Here is a 17,710-nt window from a genome sequence, read left to right as displayed (position 1 = left end):
CAAAGCTTGCCAGAACTCGGCCATGACATCAGAGGCCTCCTCCTTTCGCTTTCACCACCCGTCTCGGCTTCGCCGATCGGTCCTGACGGTGCCCGCGATCAACGACCGCGCCCTGGAGAAGGTGACGGGCCTTGATTGCGATACCGTCATCTTCGATCTCGAGGATTCCGTGGCCGAAGACCGGAAGGCCGACGCCCGGCACAAGCTTCTGGAATTCTTGCGAAATGCCGATCTCGGCCATCGCGAGCGCATCGTCAGGATCAATGCCTCCGACACACCGCATTTCCGCGAAGACATGAGGCTCGTCTTGCAGTGCGTGCCCGACGCCGTGCTGCTGCCTAAGGTCGAGGAACCGGTCACGGTGCAGGACGTGGCGGACCTGATCGGCGAGCAGGATGCGGCGGAAGGTCTCAGGATCTGGGCCATGATCGAAACGCCGCGCGGTGTGCTCAACGCGGCAGCGATTGCCTCTTCGGGGCGCACCAGCGACAGCCGGCTCGACGCCTTCGTCGTTGGGCTGAACGATCTGCGCAAGGCCACCGGCATTCCGGCAGCGACCGGACGCACCTATCTGGTGCCCTATCTGATGCAGGTCGTACTTGCCGCCCGGGCCTATGGGCTCGATGTGATCGACAGCGTGTCGAACGATTTTCGCGACCTCGAGGCCTTCTCCGCCGAATGCGCCCAGGGCAGGGCCATGGGCTTCGACGGCAAGATGCTGATCCATCCGGCGCAGATCGAACCCGCCAATCGCCATTTCGGCCCCTCGGAAGCCGCGATTGCCGAGGCGCGGCTCGTGGCCGACGCCTTTTCCGACCCGGCCCATGCGGGCCTCAACGTTATCAACATCGATGGGCGGATGATCGAACGACTGCATGCCGAGGAGGCCGCCCGCCTTCTCGCCAAGCTCGCCCTGATCACTGCCAGAAAGGACAAGCCATGAAAGTCTATCGTTTTCTCACCGGCCCGGATGATTCGAGCTTCTGCCACCGCGTCACCGACGCGCTGAACAAGGGCTGGGAACTGCACGGCTCGCCAAGCCACACATTCAACGCTGCCGAGAACAAGCTATATTGCGGCCAGGCCGTGGTGAAGACGGTGCATGGCAAGGAGTATGATCCCAGCATGAAGCTTGGAGAGCAGTGAATGTCCTCTCCCCGTTGTGGGAGCTCATCTCCCCCTTGGTGGGGGAGGCGAGCGAAAGCCGCCTAAACATCTGAAATCGCAAGAGAGGGGGTCCGTTCGTCGTGCCCGCAGCACCGATCCCCTCACCAGCAAAATCTGAAGTTTAGGTGGCTTGCGCTCACCTAAGCCTTCGATTTTGCAACCTCTCCCACAAGGGGGGAGAGGCGGGCGCGGCGGCTTCAGCTCGGGCGCATGCTGAGGTGGTGGCCTGGCCCTTCGAGGCCCGACAAGGTCGGGCGCCTCAGGGTGAGGGGAAATCTATTGCTGTCAAAAACCCCAAGCTTCGCCGCCGGTCGGGATCACCTCCCTCCGGGTGGGTCATGCTTGTCTCGGACGAGGCGCCAGAAGCAACCTGTCTAGGTAGTTTTATGTGGCTCCTTCCGGCGCCCCGTTCGGCGTCTATTCCCGCTGCATGCGTCTCTCTGGCAAGGCGGCGACGGTCCTCGTCATCCTCGGGCTTGACCCGAGGACCGAAGATTGACCGGGCGCGGGTCCGGCTGCGGCATCACCGTGAGGTGGCGCTTCAGCCTGGCCGGTGGCCCGGGAGGTTCCCGCCGGATGGTGCACCATTCCGACCGGGACCCTCGCCCGGGGGATGATCGTCTGCCATTTGCGGCCCGGCGCTCATCCCCGCCGTTTTATCCGCCCCGCTGTCTGGATGTTCGCGACAGCGTGGGCGCCTTGTCTGGGTGCCTCTGAGGCACGTCCTTCCGATCGGGGTATCCGGTGTTGGGGCATCCGACCCCATCACTTTCGTTACCAGCCCCACGTCCAGAGGGAGACCGTTGCAGCGGGCCGGGGATTTGTGCCTGCGACAGCACTTGGCCCCGGCGCCGGCCCCGCCTCGCCTGACATCGCATCGTCAGGTGTATCCGAGGGCGGGACAGGGATGAGTCTACGAGGGTGGAAATGGGTGGGGATGAAAAAACATATCGGGGTTTGATTTTGCTTGGGATTTTCTCAAACTCATCCCCCTTTTTTCGGGAATTGGGGCGCAGATGGCGGTTTCCCTCTTCTCCCCAGCGGGGAGAAGGTGGCGCGCAGCGCCGGATGAGGGGGCGGCGTAGCCGAACGTCGCATGGTGAAGAATAGTGAGGAACCCTCAACCATCGTACCATCTCGCCTTGCGCTTCGCGCCCCCTCATCTGGTCCTGCGGACCATCTTCTCCCCGCTGGGGAGAAGCGGGAGCGAACCGCCGGGCACCGAGTTTGTGGCCTTTGCCCCTCACCCTACCCTCTCCCAGCAGGCGGGGAGAGGGGGTGCAAGCGGTTGAGGTCTCGGCCTTCTCCCCGCTTGCGGGGAGAAGGTGCCCCGAAGGGGCGGATGAGGGGCAAAGGCGGCACTCGCCTTCCCCATTGATTCGCAACCCCGACAGGCGTAAGAGGCCTCGTGTTCCGTGGTGATTTGGCCGGCCGGCTTGCAGCCACGTAAAATAAGTCGCTAAAGGGCCGAGGCGAGTTTGAAGACTTTCCAAGGACCGGTAGCGATATAAAAGCTGCCGGTATTTTTGTTTCCGCGGTCTGAAACCGCCGTGACAAGGAAAGTCGAGAGTAAGATGCCGATCAGGATCCCCGATACGCTGCCCGCCTTTGAAACCCTCGTGCATGAGGGCGTGCGGGTCATGACCGAAACCATGGCCATTCGCCAGGACATTCGCCCGTTGCAGATCGGCCTGCTCAACCTCATGCCGAACAAGATCAAGACCGAGGTGCAGTTCGCCCGGCTGATCGGCGCCTCGCCGCTACAGGTGGAGCTGACGCTGGTGCGCGTCGGTGGCCACAAGGCCAAGAATACGCCGGAAGAGCATCTTCTTTCCTTCTACCAGACCTGGGACGAGGTGAAGGATCGCAAGTTCGACGGCTTCATCATCACCGGCGCGCCGGTGGAGACCCTGCCCTTCGAGGAGGTCACCTACTGGCCGGAGCTGGAAGAGATCCTTGATTGGACCGAGACCAACGTGCATTCGACGATGAATGTCTGCTGGGGCGGCATGGCAGCGATCTACCACTTCCACAAGGTGCCGAAGCATGCGCTGAAGGAGAAGGCCTTCGGCGTCTATCGCCACCGCAACCTGGCGCCTTCTTCGGTGTACCTGAACGGCTTCTCTGATGATTTTCAGGTGCCGGTCTCGCGCTGGACGGAAGTCCGTCGCCAAGACATCGAGAAGGTGCCGGAACTGGAGGTCCTGCTCGAATCAGACGAGATGGGTGTGTGCCTGGTGCAGGAGAAACGGGCCAAACGGCTCTACATGTTCAACCATGTCGAATATGACTCGACCTCGCTCGGCGACGAGTATTTCCGCGACAAGAATGCCGGCATTCCGATCAAGCTGCCGCACAATTATTTCCCGCACAATGACGACACGCTGACGCCGCTCAACCGCTGGCGCGGCCACGCGCATCTTCTGTTCGGCAACTGGATCAACGAGATCTACCAGATGACGCCATACGATCTGAACGAGATCGGCAAGGATCTGGCAGGCTGACAGCGACACGGGGGACGGGAGCGGATTTTGCCAGGACAGGCGGGGTCCGCTATGACAGGATGCCGCCGCCGATGAACCGAGCCATTGTCATCCGATGTTTCTGCCGTTTTTTCTGCGTCTGAAAGAAGAGAAGGTTCCCGTGACCCTGCGGGAATATCTGGCGCTGCTCGAAGGCCTGCAGTCAGGTCTGGTCGACTTCGATCCCGAAGGTTTCTACTATCTCGCCCGCACCACCCTGGTGAAGGATGAGCGCTTCATCGACCGATTCGACCGGGTTTTTTCCGAGATCTTCGGTGGCATCCTGAGCGAGGGCGCAGCAGAAGGCGTCGATCGGCAGACAATCCCCGAAGACTGGCTGCGCAAGATCGCCGAAAAACACCTCTCCGACGAGGACAAGAAGCTGATCGAGGCGCTTGGCGGCTTCGACAAGCTGATGGAAACGCTTAAAAGACGGCTGGCAGAGCAGAAGGAGCGCCACCAGGGCGGCAACAAGTGGATCGGCACGGCCGGCACCTCGCCCTTCGGCGCCTATGGCTACAATCCGGAAGGTGTGCGCATCGGCCAGGAGGAAAGCCGGCATCGGCGTGCCGTGAAGGTCTGGGACCAGCGCGAGTTCCGCAATCTCGACGACCGTGTCGAACTCGGCACCCGCAACATCAAGGTAGCGCTTCGACGGCTGCGCCGCTTTGTGCGCGAGGGAGCTACGGAAGAACTGGATCTCTCCGGCACCATTCGCTCGACCGCAGAGCACGGCTATCTCGACGTGAAGACCCAACCCGAGCGGCGCAATGCCTTGAAGCTGCTGATGTTCTTCGATATCGGCGGCTCGATGGATGAGCATGTCCGCGAGGTCGAGGAACTGTTTTCGGCGGCCCGCTCCGAATTCCGGCATATGGAGTATTTCTACTTCCACAACTGCCCCTATGAGCGCGTCTGGAAAGACAATCAGCGCCGCCACGCCGATACCATCCCGACATCCGACGTCATCAGAACCTTCGGCTCCGACTACCGGCTGATCTTCGTTGGCGATGCGGCGATGAGCCCTTACGAGGTCACCCATCCCGGCGGGTCGGTCGAGCACTGGAACACCGAAAGCGGGGCAGCCTGGATGACGCGATTGACCGATCACTTCCGCCGGCATCTCTGGATCAATCCGCTTCCGCAGGCGAACTGGGACTATACGATGTCCGTCGGCCTGATTCGCCGGCTGATCGGCGACCGGATGTATCCGCTGACGCTGGGCGGCCTGGAGGCTGCAGCCCGCGAATTGGCGCGATGACCGACAGACAAAAGACTTTAATGAATTCAGGCGAGGAAACGACAGAATGACGAAGACGATATTCGGCGTGATGCCCACGGGCGAGGCGGTCGAGAAGGTGGTGCTGAAGGGTGGGGGCCTTACGGCATCGATCATCACCTTTGGTGCAGTCCTGCAGGATCTGCGTCTGGAGGGACACGATGCACCACTGGTGCTCGGCTTCGAGGATCTCGCCGGCTATCTCGACCATTCCCCCTATTTCGGCGCGACACCCGGACGCTGCGCCAACCGCATCGGCGGCGGGCGCTTCACCCTGGATGGCGTCGACTATCAGCTCGAGCTCAACGAGAGGGGGATCTCCCACCTGCATGGCGGTTCTGATGGCATGGGCCGACAGAACTGGACGATCCTCGATCATGGCGGCGATTTCGTCGTGATGGAGGTGACCGATCCGGACGGTCGCGCCGGCTATCCTGGGACCACGCGCACCCGTGCGAGTTTTGCGCTGAAGGATGGCGGCACCTTCTCTGCCCTGTATGAAACAGTGACCGACAAGCCGACGATCGCCAATGTCTGCCACCACGCCTATTTCAATCTCGATGGCCGTGCAGACATCCTCGGCCATGATCTGATGATCGCGGCCGATCACTATACGCCGGTCGACGAGCGGCTGATCCCCACCGGAGAAATCAGACCGGTCGAGAACACTGCCTTCGACTTCCGTGAGATGCGCCCGATCCGCCTCGAAGTCGATGGCGCTCAACTCGGCTACGACCATAATTTCTGCTTCTCGAGCAGTCGGGTCGCCAAGCGTAGCGTCTCCCTGGCGCGCAGCGTCAATTCAGGCGTGACCATGGAGATCCTGACAACGGAGCCTGGCGTGCAGTTCTATGCCGGCGGCAAGGTATCGCCGGCTGTTCCCGGCCTCGACGGCCGGCGCTATGGCGCTTTTGCCGGCTTCTGCATGGAAACACAGGTCTGGCCGGACGCGATCAACCATCCGAATTTCCCGAACGCGGTACTGCGACCTGGCGAAGTCCTGCGCCAGGAAACGGATTACGTCTTCTCGAAAGCCTGAATGAAGAAAACCGGCTGCGGGGCAACCTGCGGCCGGTAACGCGTTGCAGCGAGCACGGCGCAAAGGCGCCACCAATCCCACGACGTCAATCAATGTCTGAAGGAAGAATGGAGCGGGTGAAGCGATTCGAACGCTCGACCCCAACCTTGGCAAGGTTGTGCTCTACCCCTGAGCTACACCCGCTCATAACCTCGATCCTGGGGTAGTGTCTGGATCGTGGGCCGTCCGTCTTGCGGCGACGGGCGCTATATGGCCCAACCGTTTTTCAAATGCAACAGGGAAATGACGGATCGGCGCGAAAAAAATTCGACAAGGGCACAACGACCTGAGAAAGCTCAGCTTTTCCGGGCTTTCGCGGCGTACGAAAGATTGCGAAACGTCGGTCCTGGACCTATTGCTGAGGTGGAAATCCGATAGTGGGAGCTCAAGGCCCCGGACGATTCAGAGTGAGAACAGCCATGACGACAGCCAAAACCGCCGAAGACCTCTTTCGTTTCCTCGACGAACTCGGGATCGCACACAAGACGAAGACCCACCCGCCGGTTTTCACCGTCGCGGAATCGGTCTCGCTGCGCGATGAGATCCCCGGCGGTCACACCAAGAACCTGTTCGTCAAGGACAAGAAGGACAACTTCTTCCTGCTGACGGTCGAGGAGAATGCATCGGTGGACCTGAAGACGGTGCACACGATCATCGGCGCCGCCAGCAAGGTGTCTTTCGGCAAGCCGGAAAAGCTGATGGAGTATCTCGGCGTCGTTCCGGGCTCGGTGACGGCCTTCGGTGCGATCAACGACACGGACAAGAATGTCACCTTCGTGCTCGACAAGGATCTGATGGAGCATGACATCATCAATTGCCATCCGCTCTCGAACGACGCGACGACATCGATCGGCCGGGACGACCTCATCCGCTTCATGGAGGCAACCGGCCACACGCCGCTTGTCTTGAAAGTCTCGGGCTGACATACGATCTTAACAGCAAGAACGTCAGCCTCCCCAAAGGCTGCGAAATAGGCGGGAGATGCGAGAAGATGAGCGACTACGGCAACCCTTACGGCAGCTACGGCAACCAGACCATGACGGCCAAGGCGGAGTTCGGTGGCGCTCCTCAAGGCACGCCCCCAGCAGGTGACCTGATCAAGGACACGACGACGGCGAACTTCGCCCGCGACGTCATGGACGAATCGCGCAACCAGCCGGTTCTCGTCGATTTTTGGGCCCCCTGGTGCGGTCCGTGCAAGCAGTTGACCCCCATCATTGAAAAGGCCGTCAACGAAGCTGGTGGCCGCGTCAAGCTCGTCAAGATGAACATCGACGACCATCCGTCGGTCGCCGGCCAGCTTGGCATCCAGTCGATCCCCGCTGTGGTCGCCTTCGTCAATGGGCGCCCGGCTGATGGCTTCATGGGCGCGCTGCCCGAGAGCCAGGTGAAGGCCTTCATCGACAAGGTGGCAGGTCCGGCCGGCGCCGATCAGGCAGCTGAAATTGCCGCCGTGCTCGAAGAAGCCGCAGGCTTGCTTGTAGCTGGAGACATCGATGGTGCCGCACAGCTGTTTGCCGCGATCCTCCAGGCCGACCCCGACAACACAAAGGCGATTGCCGGCCTCGCTGAATGCATGATCGGCGCCAACCAGCACCAGCGCGCCCGTGAACTGGTCAGCCAGCTGCCCGAAGATCTGGCCAAGGCCGCCGAAATCCAGGCCGTTCTCACGCGGCTGGATCAGATCGACGAGGCACGCAAGCTCGGTGATCCCGTGGCGCTGGAGCACACGCTGTCGCTGAACCCCGACGATCACGAGGCGCGCTTGAAGCTCGCCAAGATCCGCAATGTCGAAGGTCGCCGCGAGGAAGCAGCAGAACATCTGCTGCTGATCATGAAGCGCGACCGGACCTTCGAGGACGATGGTGCGCGCAAACAGCTGCTGCAATTCTTCGAGGTCTGGGGGCCGAAAGACCCGGCCACCATCATGGCGCGGCGCAAACTCTCGTCGATCCTCTTTTCGTGAGCCGCCGCCGGCCTTGAGTTTTGGCCGGCGCGACCCAGATAGAAGCAGGAAAGAACGCCGGAATTTTCCGGACAGGATGTGCTTCGATGCAAGTGGGAAATGCCCGATATCTGACGGCTGGCGACCTCCCCGAGACGGTCCCAGTCTTCCCCATCTCCGGTGTGCTGCTGCTGCCGGGTGGCCAGCTGCCGCTCAACGTCTTTGAACCGCGTTACCTCGCGATGCTGGATGCGGCACTCTCCGGCAATCGACTGATCGGCATGATTCAGCCGGCGATGTCGGAGGTGCAGGCCAACATTCTGCCCGAGCGCCCACAGCTGGCGCCCGTCGGCTGCCTTGGCAGGATTACCTCCTTCAACGAAACCGGCGATGGCCGCTACATCGTGTCGCTGGCAGGGGTGTGCCGTTTCCGGCTGATGGACGAGGTGACGACCAGCAAGCCCTTCCGCAGCTTCCAGATCGCACCTTTCATCGCCGATCTGAGTTCGGCGGAAGACGAGGGACAGGTCAACCGTACCGGCCTCCTGGCGGCCTTCAAGGCCTATCTGGAGGCGAACAAGCTCGAAGCCGATTGGGAAAGCGTCGAGCGGGCATCGAACCTGACGCTGGTAAATTCCCTGTCGATGATGTCGCCGTTTGGCCCGCCTGAAAAACAGGCGCTTCTGGAGGCGCCCGACCTCAAGACGCGTGCCGAGACCCTGATTGCGATTACCGAAATTGTCCTCGCCCGGACCTTCGGTGATGCCGATACCATGTTGCAGTGACCCATGGCCGATAATCCGACCAGCCTCATCGATCCGAAGATGCTCGAACTTCTGGTCTGTCCTCTGACGCAGGGCACCCTGAAATGGGACCGGGAGAAGAGCGAGCTCGTCTCCGAGAAGGCGCGTCTCGCCTACCCCATCCGCGACGGAATACCGATCATGCTGGTTTCGGAAGCCCGCAAGCTGGAGATGCCCGCCTGAGCGGGCCTGCCCCTTTACCAGATCCGGAAATGAGCGCTCAGATGCTCTGGCCGCCTAGAAGGCGCGGCCCGGCTTGCCCGGATGTGCCCGCAGCTTCGCGGATGAAATAGTTCTTCAGGCCCGGGATACGATCAACGACGCCAAGGCCGAAATCGCGCAGCACCCGGATCGGTGTGACATCGTTCGAGAACAGCCGGTTCAACACATCCGTTGTGACACCCATGCGGAACGTGTCGAAGCGCCGCCAGATCTGGTAGCGCTCGAGCACATTGACCGAGCCGATATCGAGACCCAGGCGGTCGGCCTCGACGATCGTCTCCGCAAGTGCCGCGACGTCCTTGAAGCCGAGATTGAGACCCTGGCCGGAGATGGGATGGATGCCATGCGCCGCGTCGCCGGCAAGCGCCAGACGCGGCGCGATGAAGGCGCGGGCAAGGGTCAGACCGAGCGGGAAGGCCCGACGGTCCGGCGTCGCACGGATGGTGCCGAGCTTGTGGCCGAAGCGACGCTCGAGCTCAGCCTCGAACAGCAGGTCGTCGGAGGCGACGAGCCTGTCGGCATCTTCTGTGCGCTCCGTCCAGACCAGTGACGAACGGTTACCCTTCAGCGGCAGGATGGCAAACGGACCGGCCGGCAGGAAGTGCTCCTCCGCCACGCCGTCATGCGGCCGCTCGTGCTCCACGGTGGTGACGATGCCGGATTGGCCATACTTCCAGGTGACGGCCTTGATGCCGGCGAGATCGCGCAGCTTGGATCGCACGCCGTCGCAGGCAATGACGAGGCGTGACGAAACGACGCTGCCATCCGAGAGCGTCAGTTCGGCACTCGGTCCGGTATCGCGAAAGCCGGTTGCCCGCAGTCCATGCCGGATGCTTATACCGCGTTCCTCGCAGGCCTGGCGCAACGCGGCGACCATGCTGACATTCGGAATCATGTGCGCGAAGGGCTGACCGTCTTCGACGGCACCATCGAAGGTCAGGAAGACCGGGCGCACGGGATCGGACGTTTTCGAATCTGTCACGATCATCCGGTTGATCGGCTGCGCATCCGGCTCGATCTGGTCCCAGAGCCCGAAAACATCGAGCATCTTGGTCGCAGCCGCAATGATCGCCGAGGCCCTCGGGTCCTTCTTCCAGGCGTCCTCGGGCGCCGCTTCGACAACCTCGACGGCGAGATGCGGGGCCGCCTGCTTGATTGCGACCGCAGCGGAAAGACCGACATAGCCACCGCCGACGACGAGCACATCCAGCATGGCAAATTCCTTTGTTCTTGTAGACCTGATGACACCTATATAGATCAGCCTTGAACGGGTGCCTATAAGCGGAGCAATGCAATATGTCGCAGCCATCAGGCCAGACCAAACCGATGCAAGACCTGATCGAGCGTCTCGATCTGGAAAAGCTGGAGGAAAACCTGTTTCGCGGCAGCAGTCCGCAGAACGGTTGGCAGCGCGTGTTCGGTGGCCTGGTCATCGCACAAGCCCTGATGGCGGCACAGCGCTGCGTCGACCCCGACCGCATCGTCCATTCGCTCCATGCCTATTTCATGCGCCCGGGCGATCCCTCCATCCCGATCGTCTACCAGGTCGAGCGCATCCGCGACGGCTCTTCCTTCACCACCCGCCGCGTTGTCGCGATCCAGCATGGCAAGGCGATCTTTTCCATGTCGGCCTCCTTCCAGATCGAGGAACCGGGCTTTGACCACCAGGTGAAGATCCCGAACGTCGCCGCACCGGAACAGCTGATGGGCGAAGCGGAGTTTCGCGCCGCCTTCCTCGCCCAGGCACCGGATACGGTGAAGAAATACTGGGGCCGCGAACGGCCGATCGAGATCCGCCCGACATCGCTGACCCACTATCTGTCCCGGGAGAAACTGGAACCGGAGGCCCATATCTGGGTGCGCGCATCAGGCCTCGTTCCCGACGACAGGCACTATCAGGCGGCAATCCTTGCCTATCTCTCGGACATGACCCTGCTCGACACCTCGCTCTATGCGCACGGCACCTCAATCTTCGACCCCGAACTGCAGGTCGCGAGCCTTGATCATGCCATGTGGTTCCACCGTCCCTGCCGGCTGGAAGACTGGCTGCTCTACACGCAGGACAGCCCCAGTGCGGCAGGCGCGCGTGGCATGACCCGCGGCAGCATCTTCACACGTGACGGAAGACTGGTTGCCTCGGTGGCTCAGGAAGGGTTGATCCGCAAACGGGCAAATGACTAGATTTAAGCCAATCGCGATATTCTGCACAATTTATGTGCGCCCATTGCGCATTCATTTGCCTGTTTATTGGCTGTGTTTTTCATAGTCTTTAGATTTCAATAACTTATAGGCAATTCTGAATCTGGCACGCCTTTTGAATGTCATTGTCCAGTCGCTGCGCGAATGTTGCTGCGGGCGGCAAGGAGAGTCGGCTCCGAGCCGAGGACAAGCAAAGGATGGGAAACCAGATGAAGATTGTGATGGCTATCATCAAGCCGTTCAAGCTGGACGAGGTACGCGAGGCCTTGACGGCTGTGGGGATCCAGGGCCTGACCGTGACCGAGGTCAAGGGCTATGGACGCCAGAAGGGGCACACTGAAATCTACCGCGGCACCGAATACGCCGTCAGCTTTCTGCCGAAACTGAAGATCGAGATCGCAGTCTCGTCCGAGCTTGCCGACAAGGCCGTCGAAGCCATCGCTTCGTCCGCCAAGACCGGCCAGATCGGCGACGGGAAGATCTTTGTCTACTCGATCGATCAGGCCGTGCGCATCCGCACCGGCGAAACCAATACCGAAGCGCTGTAAGAGCGGCTGTAAGGGGAGTTGTTACTGATGTCATTTGCCAATCTGAATTCCAATCTCGTGCGCCTTGGCGCCGCGTCCGCAGCAGTGCTGGCGCCGGTTGTCGCCTTCGCGCAGGAAGCAGCGCCTGCTGCAGCCGAAGCAGTTGCTGCGGCTCCGGTTCCGGACAAGGGCGACACCGCCTTCATGTTCCTCTGCACCATCCTCGTCCTGTTCATGCTGATCCCGGGCCTGGCTCTGTTCTATGGCGGTCTGGTTCGCGCCAAGAACATGCTCTCGGTTCTGATGCAGTGCACCGTCATCGGTTCGACCGTGATGCTCGCCTGGGTGATCTACGGTTACTCGTTCGCATTTGGCGGCTCTGAAAACGCCTATTTCGGCGGCTTCGCCAAGCTGTTCCTCTCGGGCGTCACGCCGGAAAGCACGGCAGCCACCTTCTCTGATGCCGTCATTCCGGAATACATCTTCATCATGTTCCAGATGACGTTCGCCGCCATCACGCCGGCCCTCATCGTCGGCGCCTTTGCGGAACGCATCAAGTTCTCCGCAGCTGTGCTCTTCTGCCTGCTCTGGGTCACCGTGGTCTACTTGCCGGTCGCTCACATGGTCTGGGATGCCAACGGCCTGATCTTCGGATGGGGTGCACTCGACTTCGCTGGCGGCACCGTCGTTCACATCAATGCCGGCGTGGCTGGTCTGATCGGTGCGATCATGCTGGGCAAGCGCACGGGCTATGGCAAAGACATGATGGCTCCGCATTCGATGACGCTGACGCTCGTCGGTGCAGCCATGCTCTGGGTCGGCTGGTTCGGCTTCAACGCAGGTTCCAACCTCGAAGCCTCTGGTGGCGCCATGCTGGCGACCGTCAACACCTTCATCGCAACCGCAGCCGCTGTCGTCTCCTGGTGCCTGGTTGAAACCTTCACCCGTGGCAAGGCTTCGATGCTCGGCGCAGCTTCCGGCATGATCTCCGGCCTCGTTGCGATCACCCCGGCAGCCGGCATCGCCGGCCCGATGGGCGCAATCGTCATGGGTCTCATGGTATCGCCGCTCTGCTACTTCTTCGTCGCCGTTGTGAAGAACAAGTTCGGCTATGACGACACCGCAGATGTGTTCGGCGTTCACGGTATCGGTGGCCTCTTTGGTGCCATCGCAACCGGCGTCTTCGCATCGGCTTCGCTGGGCGGCATCGGCTACGCTGAAGGCGTGACCATGGGCGGCCAGGTCATGACCCAGATCTATGCTGTCGTCGTCACCATTCTGTGGTGCGGCATTGGCTCGATCATCCTCTACAAGCTGGTCGATCTGATCGTCGGTCTGCGTGTGCCGGTTGAAGCCGAACGCGAAGGCCTCGACCTCGCCTCGCACGGCGAAGCTGCCTACCACAGCTAAGATCCCTCGGATCCTTGCAGTTCAAATGCGGCAGCGCCCGGGTCTCATCACCCGGGCGTTTTTTATCGGGAATTGACGACGGCTCCCTGTCACGCATGGTTAATGCAGCATTAACCCTCGATCCTGTAGTCTAGCAGCTGGCGATCTCCGTCTTGCGCGGGGATCAATGTCATCACCGGCAACAGGACGGACAGAGACCCCATGAGCAGAAGCCATTCAGCAACGCTTCCGGAGCACTCGACGCGCTCGGCGTTGTCAGCCTTCCTGCTGCGCCAGATCCTGGCACTGACCGGCTTTGGTCTGTTTCTTCTTCTGGTGCTCGCAGTTGCGGCGCTCGCCACCTGGAACGTTTCGGATCCGAGCCTCTCCTATGCGACGGACAATCCGCCGACGAACATTCTCGGACTGTCCGGCGCAGTCTTTGCCGACCTGATGATGCAGTTCTTCGGGCTCGGCAGTCTTTTGGCGCTCCTGCCGGTCATGGCCTGGTCCTTCGCCCTCATCGGCGGACGCCGAGTGACCCGCATCCCGGCCCGCCTCGGTGCCTGGGTTGCAGGTGCCCTGGTGGCGGCAGCCGCCGTCGGCTGTTTTCCGCCGCCGCAGACCTGGCCCCTGCCGAGTGGAACAGGCGGCGTGCTCGGCGATCTCATTTTGCGCTTTCCGGCACTCTTCATCGGCGCCTATCCGACGTCGACATTCGCCATGATCCTGGGTGCGGTACTGGCCCTGCCGGCGACCTGGCTGATGCTATTTGCGGCCGGCATCGTCGGCAAGGCCGTCGAGCCGGCGGATGACGAGGAGCCGGTCGCGCCGCTCGTCCGCGCCAAGCCGAAGACACCCGTCTTCGAAGACGATGAGGAAGACGACGAACGCGAAGGCCCGATCGCTCTGGTCATGGGTGCGCTAACTCACAATTGGTACACGACGCGCGCCCGCGTCCGACGCCTGTTCGGATTGACCTCCAGCGATCGTCGCGAGCGCGATTTCGAACAGCCCTATGATTTCAACGATGACGAGTTCGGGACATTGAACGAGCCGGTGCGCGCCAAGGCGCCGCCGCTCAATGCCCGCGTCGAGCCCTCGCTCGATGGCGCACCTGTGCGCCCAACCGGCCGCTCGATCGTCTCCCCGCCTCCGATGTCGGCTGGACACTTCGATGACGACGAGGACGATTTCGGTCTCGACGATCTCCCGCGGCCGGCCGGCATCCTCTCCGACGACGGCGTGCGGTCGGCCCCGGCAAAGCCTGCCGGAGCCTCGCCGCGCGTTGCCGCACCCGCTGCACGGCCCAAGCCGGGCGCCCGCATGGAGCGCGACGCGCAGGGATCCTTCCTGCGTCCCGAAGGTTTCCAGTTGCCGTCCGTCCATCTTTTGGCCGAGCCGCGCGCTATTACGCGCGACGCCACGCTGTCTGCCGAGGCATTGGAGCACAATGCCCGCCTGCTTGAAGGCGTTCTCGACGACTTCGGCGTCAAGGGCGAGATCATCCATGTCCGGCCAGGCCCGGTCGTCACGCTCTACGAGCTCGAGCCGGCACCCGGCATCAAGTCGTCGCGCGTCATCGGCCTTGCCGACGACATCGCACGTTCGATGAGCGCAATTGCCGCCCGTGTCGCCGTGGTCCCCGGTCGCAACGCGATCGGCATCGAACTGCCCAACCAGACGCGCGAGACCGTCTACCTGCGTGAATTGATCGGCTCCCGCGACTTCGACGGCAACAAGGCAAAGCTTGCCATGGCGCTCGGCAAGACGATCGGCGGCGAACCCGTCATCGCCGACCTCGCCAAGATGCCGCATCTGCTCGTCGCCGGCACCACCGGTTCGGGTAAGTCGGTCGCCATCAACACGATGATCCTGTCGCTCCTCTACAAGATGACGCCGGAGCAGTGCCGCCTGATCATGATCGATCCGAAGATGCTGGAACTCTCCGTTTATGATGGAATCCCGCATCTTCTCTCTCCCGTTGTCACGGATCCGAAGAAGGCCGTGGTTGCGCTCAAATGGACCGTCCGCGAGATGGAAGAGCGCTACAAGAAGATGTCGAAGATCGGTGTCCGCAACATCGACGGCTTCAACGCCCGTGTCGCCCAGGCGCTCGAAAAGGGCGAGGTCCTGACCCGCACCGTGCAGACCGGCTTTGACCGCCAGACGGGCGAAGCGATCTACGAAACGGAAGAATTCGACCTGCAGCCCCTGCCCTATATCGTCGTCATCATCGACGAAATGGCCGACCTGATGATGGTGGCCGGCAAGGACATCGAAGGCGCCGTGCAGCGGCTTGCACAGATGGCCCGTGCAGCCGGTATTCACGTGATCATGGCAACCCAGCGCCCATCAGTCGACGTCATCACCGGTACGATCAAGGCCAACTTCCCGACCCGTATTTCCTTCCAGGTGACGTCGAAGATCGACAGCCGGACCATTCTCGGCGAACAGGGGGCCGAACAGCTACTCGGCATGGGCGACATGCTCTACATGGCCGGTGGCGGGCGCATCCAGCGCGTCCACGGCCCCTTTGTCTCCGACCATGAGGTCGAAGAAATCGTTGCTTACCTCAAGACACAAGGGTCACCGCAATATCTCGAAGCGATCACCGTCGACGACGACGAGGATGGCGAAGATGGCGGCGGTCCTATTGGAACCGGAAACCTCGGCGAATCGGATGACCCCTACGATCAGGCGGTCGCCATCGTGCTGCGTGACGGCAAGGCGTCGACCTCCTATGTCCAACGTCGTCTCGGCATCGGCTATAACCGTGCCGCCTCCCTGATCGAGCGCATGGAGAAAGAGGGCATCATCGGCCCTGCGAACCATGCCGGGAAACGCGAAATTCTGGTACCGACCGAAGAGTAGGCACCAATCGGTTCTGGGATGGAACAAGCGGACGTGCGGACGAGTTGCCGCAGCGGCACAGGCGATGACGGTCATGAAGCCGCCGCCTTTTTCGGCGAGACCGAAAGCATATGAAGGAGTATCGCATGAAAGAAATCAAGGAACGCGGCGCCCGCCTCCCGATGTTGGCCAGCCGTCGCCAGTTCGTGCTGGGTACGGCTGCGATGATGGCTTGCGCCGCTCTGCCGTTCCCCGCCTTCGCACAGGCGGGCGCGGCCCAGCAGATCGCCGACCATTTCTCGAGCGTGAGCACCATGATGGGCGAATTCGTCCAGTTCGGTCCGCGGGGCGAGCAGACAGGCGGCAAGTTCTTCATCGAACGTCCGGGCAAGCTGCGCTTCAACTATGAACAGCCATCGCCGATGCGCGTGATTTCCGATGGCAAAAATGTCGTTATCGGCAATACCAAGCTGAAGACCTGGGATCTCTACCCGCTCAACAAGACGCCGCTCAGCCTGCTTCTCGCCAACCGGATCGATCTCGGCAACCAGATGGTCCGCGACGTCAAGCAGGAAGCGGACCTGACAACGATCGTGCTCGGCGACCGGACGATCTTCGGCGATTCGACGATCACCCTGATGTTCGATCCGAAGTCCTACGAACTGCGCCAGTGGACGATCACCGATGTGCAGAAGAAGGATACGTCGGTGATGATCTTCAATGTGCAGAACGGCGTGCAGTTCGACCCGAGCGTGTTTGAAATTCCCTATGCCGAAGTCCACGGCCAGAAGCGCGGCGGCTAAGACATTCTGTTTCGACCTGTGGAGAAGGCGGCAGATCGCAAGGGATCAGCCGCCTTTTCCTGTTCATGGGCACCTGAACACCTTAAGAAGCCAAGGGAACATTCAAGGCGGCCACGATGACACTCGCAATCACGACCTGGAACATCAACTCGGTGCGTCTGCGCCTGCCGATCGTCCAGGACTTCCTCAAGCGTGAAAATCCCGACATCCTGTGCCTGCAGGAAATCAAGTGCCAGAACGACCAGTTCCCGGCAGCGGAGATCGCAGAACTCGGCTATTCCAACATCGTGATCCATGGGCAGAAGGGCTACCACGGGGTGGCAATCTGCTCGAAACTGCCCTTGGCGGAGGACCACCGGCAGGATTACTGCGGCGTCGGCGACAGCCGGCACATCTCGGCAGTCTTCGAATGGGCCGGACGGCGGATCCGCCTGCACAATTTCTATGTGCCGGCCGGCGGCGACGAGCCGAACCGCGAGATCAACCCGAAATTCGGGCACAAGCTCGACTTCATCGAAGAGATGAAGGCCCTGTCCGCCGAGGCGGAACCGAACACGGGCTCCATTCTGGTCGGCGATCTCAACATTGCGCCGCTCGAACACGATGTCTGGTCTCACAAGCAGATGCTCAAGATCGTCAGCCATACGCCGGTTGAGACCGAAGGCTTGCTCGACATCATGCGTCAGGGCAAATGGGTCGACCTGATGCGCCAGCACGTACCGGCTTCGGAAAAGCTCTACACCTGGTGGAGCTATCGGGCGAAGGATTGGGCCGCAGCGGACCGAGGCCGCCGTCTCGATCACATCTGGTCGTCTGCGGATCTCGCGCCACTTCTGTCGCGCGTCGATATCCTCAAGGAAGCGCGTGGCTGGAACCAGCCTTCGGACCATGTTCCGGTGACGGCCCGCTTCCAGAATCCATAG

16 protein-coding genes, 1 tRNA gene and 1 riboswitch are annotated in these 17,710 nt (G+C 61.5%); of the genes, 15 read left to right on the top strand and 2 right to left on the bottom strand.

Features of this window, described 5'->3' with window-relative positions:
* The first annotated feature begins 22 nt into the window (after positions 1 to 22).
* The 5 genes from BSY240_RS14640 to BSY240_RS14620 all read left to right on the top strand — a co-directional run bounded on the left by BSY240_RS14640 (position 23) and on the right by BSY240_RS14620 (position 6,007).
* Positions 23 to 943, top strand: a complete 921-nt coding sequence (locus BSY240_RS14640) for an HpcH/HpaI aldolase/citrate lyase family protein (protein WP_069042785.1) — start codon at positions 23 to 25, stop codon at positions 941 to 943.
* Positions 940 to 1,146: a DUF1737 domain-containing protein gene (locus tag BSY240_RS14635; protein ID WP_069042784.1), complete on the top strand. Its 207-nt coding sequence runs from the start codon at positions 940 to 942 to the stop codon at positions 1,144 to 1,146. Before BSY240_RS14640 ends, BSY240_RS14635 begins: the two co-directional genes overlap by 4 nt.
* 1,426 nt (positions 1,147 to 2,572) lie before the next feature.
* Positions 2,573 to 2,650: riboswitch (SAM riboswitch) on the top strand.
* Between the two features lie 91 nt (positions 2,651 to 2,741).
* Complete coding sequence (gene metA, locus BSY240_RS14630; protein ID WP_069042783.1) at positions 2,742 to 3,671, top strand: homoserine O-acetyltransferase MetA; 930 nt, start codon at positions 2,742 to 2,744, stop codon at positions 3,669 to 3,671.
* Positions 3,672 to 3,765: 94 nt separating this feature from the next.
* Positions 3,766 to 4,950: a vWA domain-containing protein gene (locus BSY240_RS14625; protein ID WP_069042782.1), complete on the top strand. Its 1,185-nt coding sequence runs from the start codon at positions 3,766 to 3,768 to the stop codon at positions 4,948 to 4,950.
* A 46-nt stretch (positions 4,951 to 4,996) separates the two neighbouring features.
* Complete coding sequence (locus BSY240_RS14620) at positions 4,997 to 6,007, top strand: aldose epimerase family protein (protein WP_054149809.1); 1,011 nt, start codon at positions 4,997 to 4,999, stop codon at positions 6,005 to 6,007.
* A 108-nt stretch (positions 6,008 to 6,115) separates the two neighbouring features.
* On the opposite strand, the gene BSY240_RS14615 is transcribed toward BSY240_RS14620, so the two are convergent.
* Positions 6,116 to 6,190 (bottom strand) — tRNA-Gly (locus BSY240_RS14615).
* A gap of 275 nt (positions 6,191 to 6,465) precedes the next feature.
* Between BSY240_RS14615 and BSY240_RS14610 the strand changes: the two genes are divergently transcribed.
* From BSY240_RS14610 to BSY240_RS14595, 4 genes are all read left to right on the top strand, one after another.
* Positions 6,466 to 6,969, top strand: a complete 504-nt coding sequence (locus tag BSY240_RS14610) for a prolyl-tRNA synthetase associated domain-containing protein (RefSeq protein WP_054149808.1) — start codon at positions 6,466 to 6,468, stop codon at positions 6,967 to 6,969.
* 68 nt (positions 6,970 to 7,037) lie between these two features.
* Positions 7,038 to 8,012 (top strand): thioredoxin, encoded by a 975-nt coding sequence (gene trxA / locus BSY240_RS14605; RefSeq protein WP_054149807.1) that lies wholly within the window; start codon positions 7,038 to 7,040, stop codon positions 8,010 to 8,012.
* A gap of 86 nt (positions 8,013 to 8,098) precedes the next feature.
* Entirely contained in the window at positions 8,099 to 8,776 is a 678-nt protein-coding gene (locus BSY240_RS14600) for an LON peptidase substrate-binding domain-containing protein (RefSeq protein ID WP_069042781.1), read from the top strand.
* A 3-nt stretch (positions 8,777 to 8,779) separates the two neighbouring features.
* Positions 8,780 to 8,977, top strand: a complete 198-nt coding sequence (locus tag BSY240_RS14595) for a Trm112 family protein (RefSeq protein WP_054149805.1) — start codon at positions 8,780 to 8,782, stop codon at positions 8,975 to 8,977.
* 37 nt (positions 8,978 to 9,014) lie between these two features.
* Here the strand turns inward: BSY240_RS14595 and BSY240_RS14590 are convergent, their stop codons facing one another.
* Positions 9,015 to 10,229 carry a ubiquinone biosynthesis hydroxylase gene (locus tag BSY240_RS14590; RefSeq protein WP_069042780.1) on the bottom strand — a complete coding sequence of 405 codons (1,215 nt, stop codon included), beginning with the start codon at positions 10,227 to 10,229 and terminating at the stop codon, positions 9,015 to 9,017.
* Between the two features lie 83 nt (positions 10,230 to 10,312).
* On the opposite strand from BSY240_RS14590, the gene tesB reads away from it, so the two are divergent.
* The 6 genes from tesB (at position 10,313) to BSY240_RS14560 (ending at position 17,710) form a co-directional block, all read left to right on the top strand.
* Positions 10,313 to 11,197, top strand: a complete 885-nt coding sequence (gene tesB, locus BSY240_RS14585; protein ID WP_069042779.1) for an acyl-CoA thioesterase II — start codon at positions 10,313 to 10,315, stop codon at positions 11,195 to 11,197.
* A 215-nt stretch (positions 11,198 to 11,412) separates the two neighbouring features.
* A complete protein-coding gene (locus BSY240_RS14580) occupies positions 11,413 to 11,763 on the top strand; it encodes a P-II family nitrogen regulator (RefSeq protein WP_040299273.1) in 351 nt (116 codons plus the stop codon).
* Positions 11,764 to 11,790: 27 nt separating this feature from the next.
* Positions 11,791 to 13,152 (top strand): ammonium transporter, encoded by a 1,362-nt coding sequence (locus BSY240_RS14575; protein WP_069042778.1) that lies wholly within the window; start codon positions 11,791 to 11,793, stop codon positions 13,150 to 13,152.
* 201 nt (positions 13,153 to 13,353) lie between these two features.
* Positions 13,354 to 16,005 carry an FtsK/SpoIIIE family DNA translocase gene (locus tag BSY240_RS14570; RefSeq protein WP_069042777.1) on the top strand — a complete coding sequence of 884 codons (2,652 nt, stop codon included), beginning with the start codon at positions 13,354 to 13,356 and terminating at the stop codon, positions 16,003 to 16,005.
* A gap of 125 nt (positions 16,006 to 16,130) precedes the next feature.
* Entirely contained in the window at positions 16,131 to 16,787 is a 657-nt protein-coding gene (locus BSY240_RS14565; RefSeq protein WP_054149813.1) for an outer membrane lipoprotein carrier protein LolA, read from the top strand.
* A 116-nt stretch (positions 16,788 to 16,903) separates the two neighbouring features.
* On the top strand, positions 16,904 to 17,710 hold the full coding sequence (locus BSY240_RS14560) for an exodeoxyribonuclease III (protein ID WP_054149800.1): 807 nt from the start codon (positions 16,904 to 16,906) through the stop codon (positions 17,708 to 17,710).

Origin of the sequence: Agrobacterium sp. RAC06 (assembly GCF_001713475.1) — a bacterium.
Taxonomy (GTDB): Bacteria; Pseudomonadota; Alphaproteobacteria; order Rhizobiales; family Rhizobiaceae; genus Allorhizobium.
This window is presented reverse-complemented; position numbering and strand designations above follow the sequence as displayed.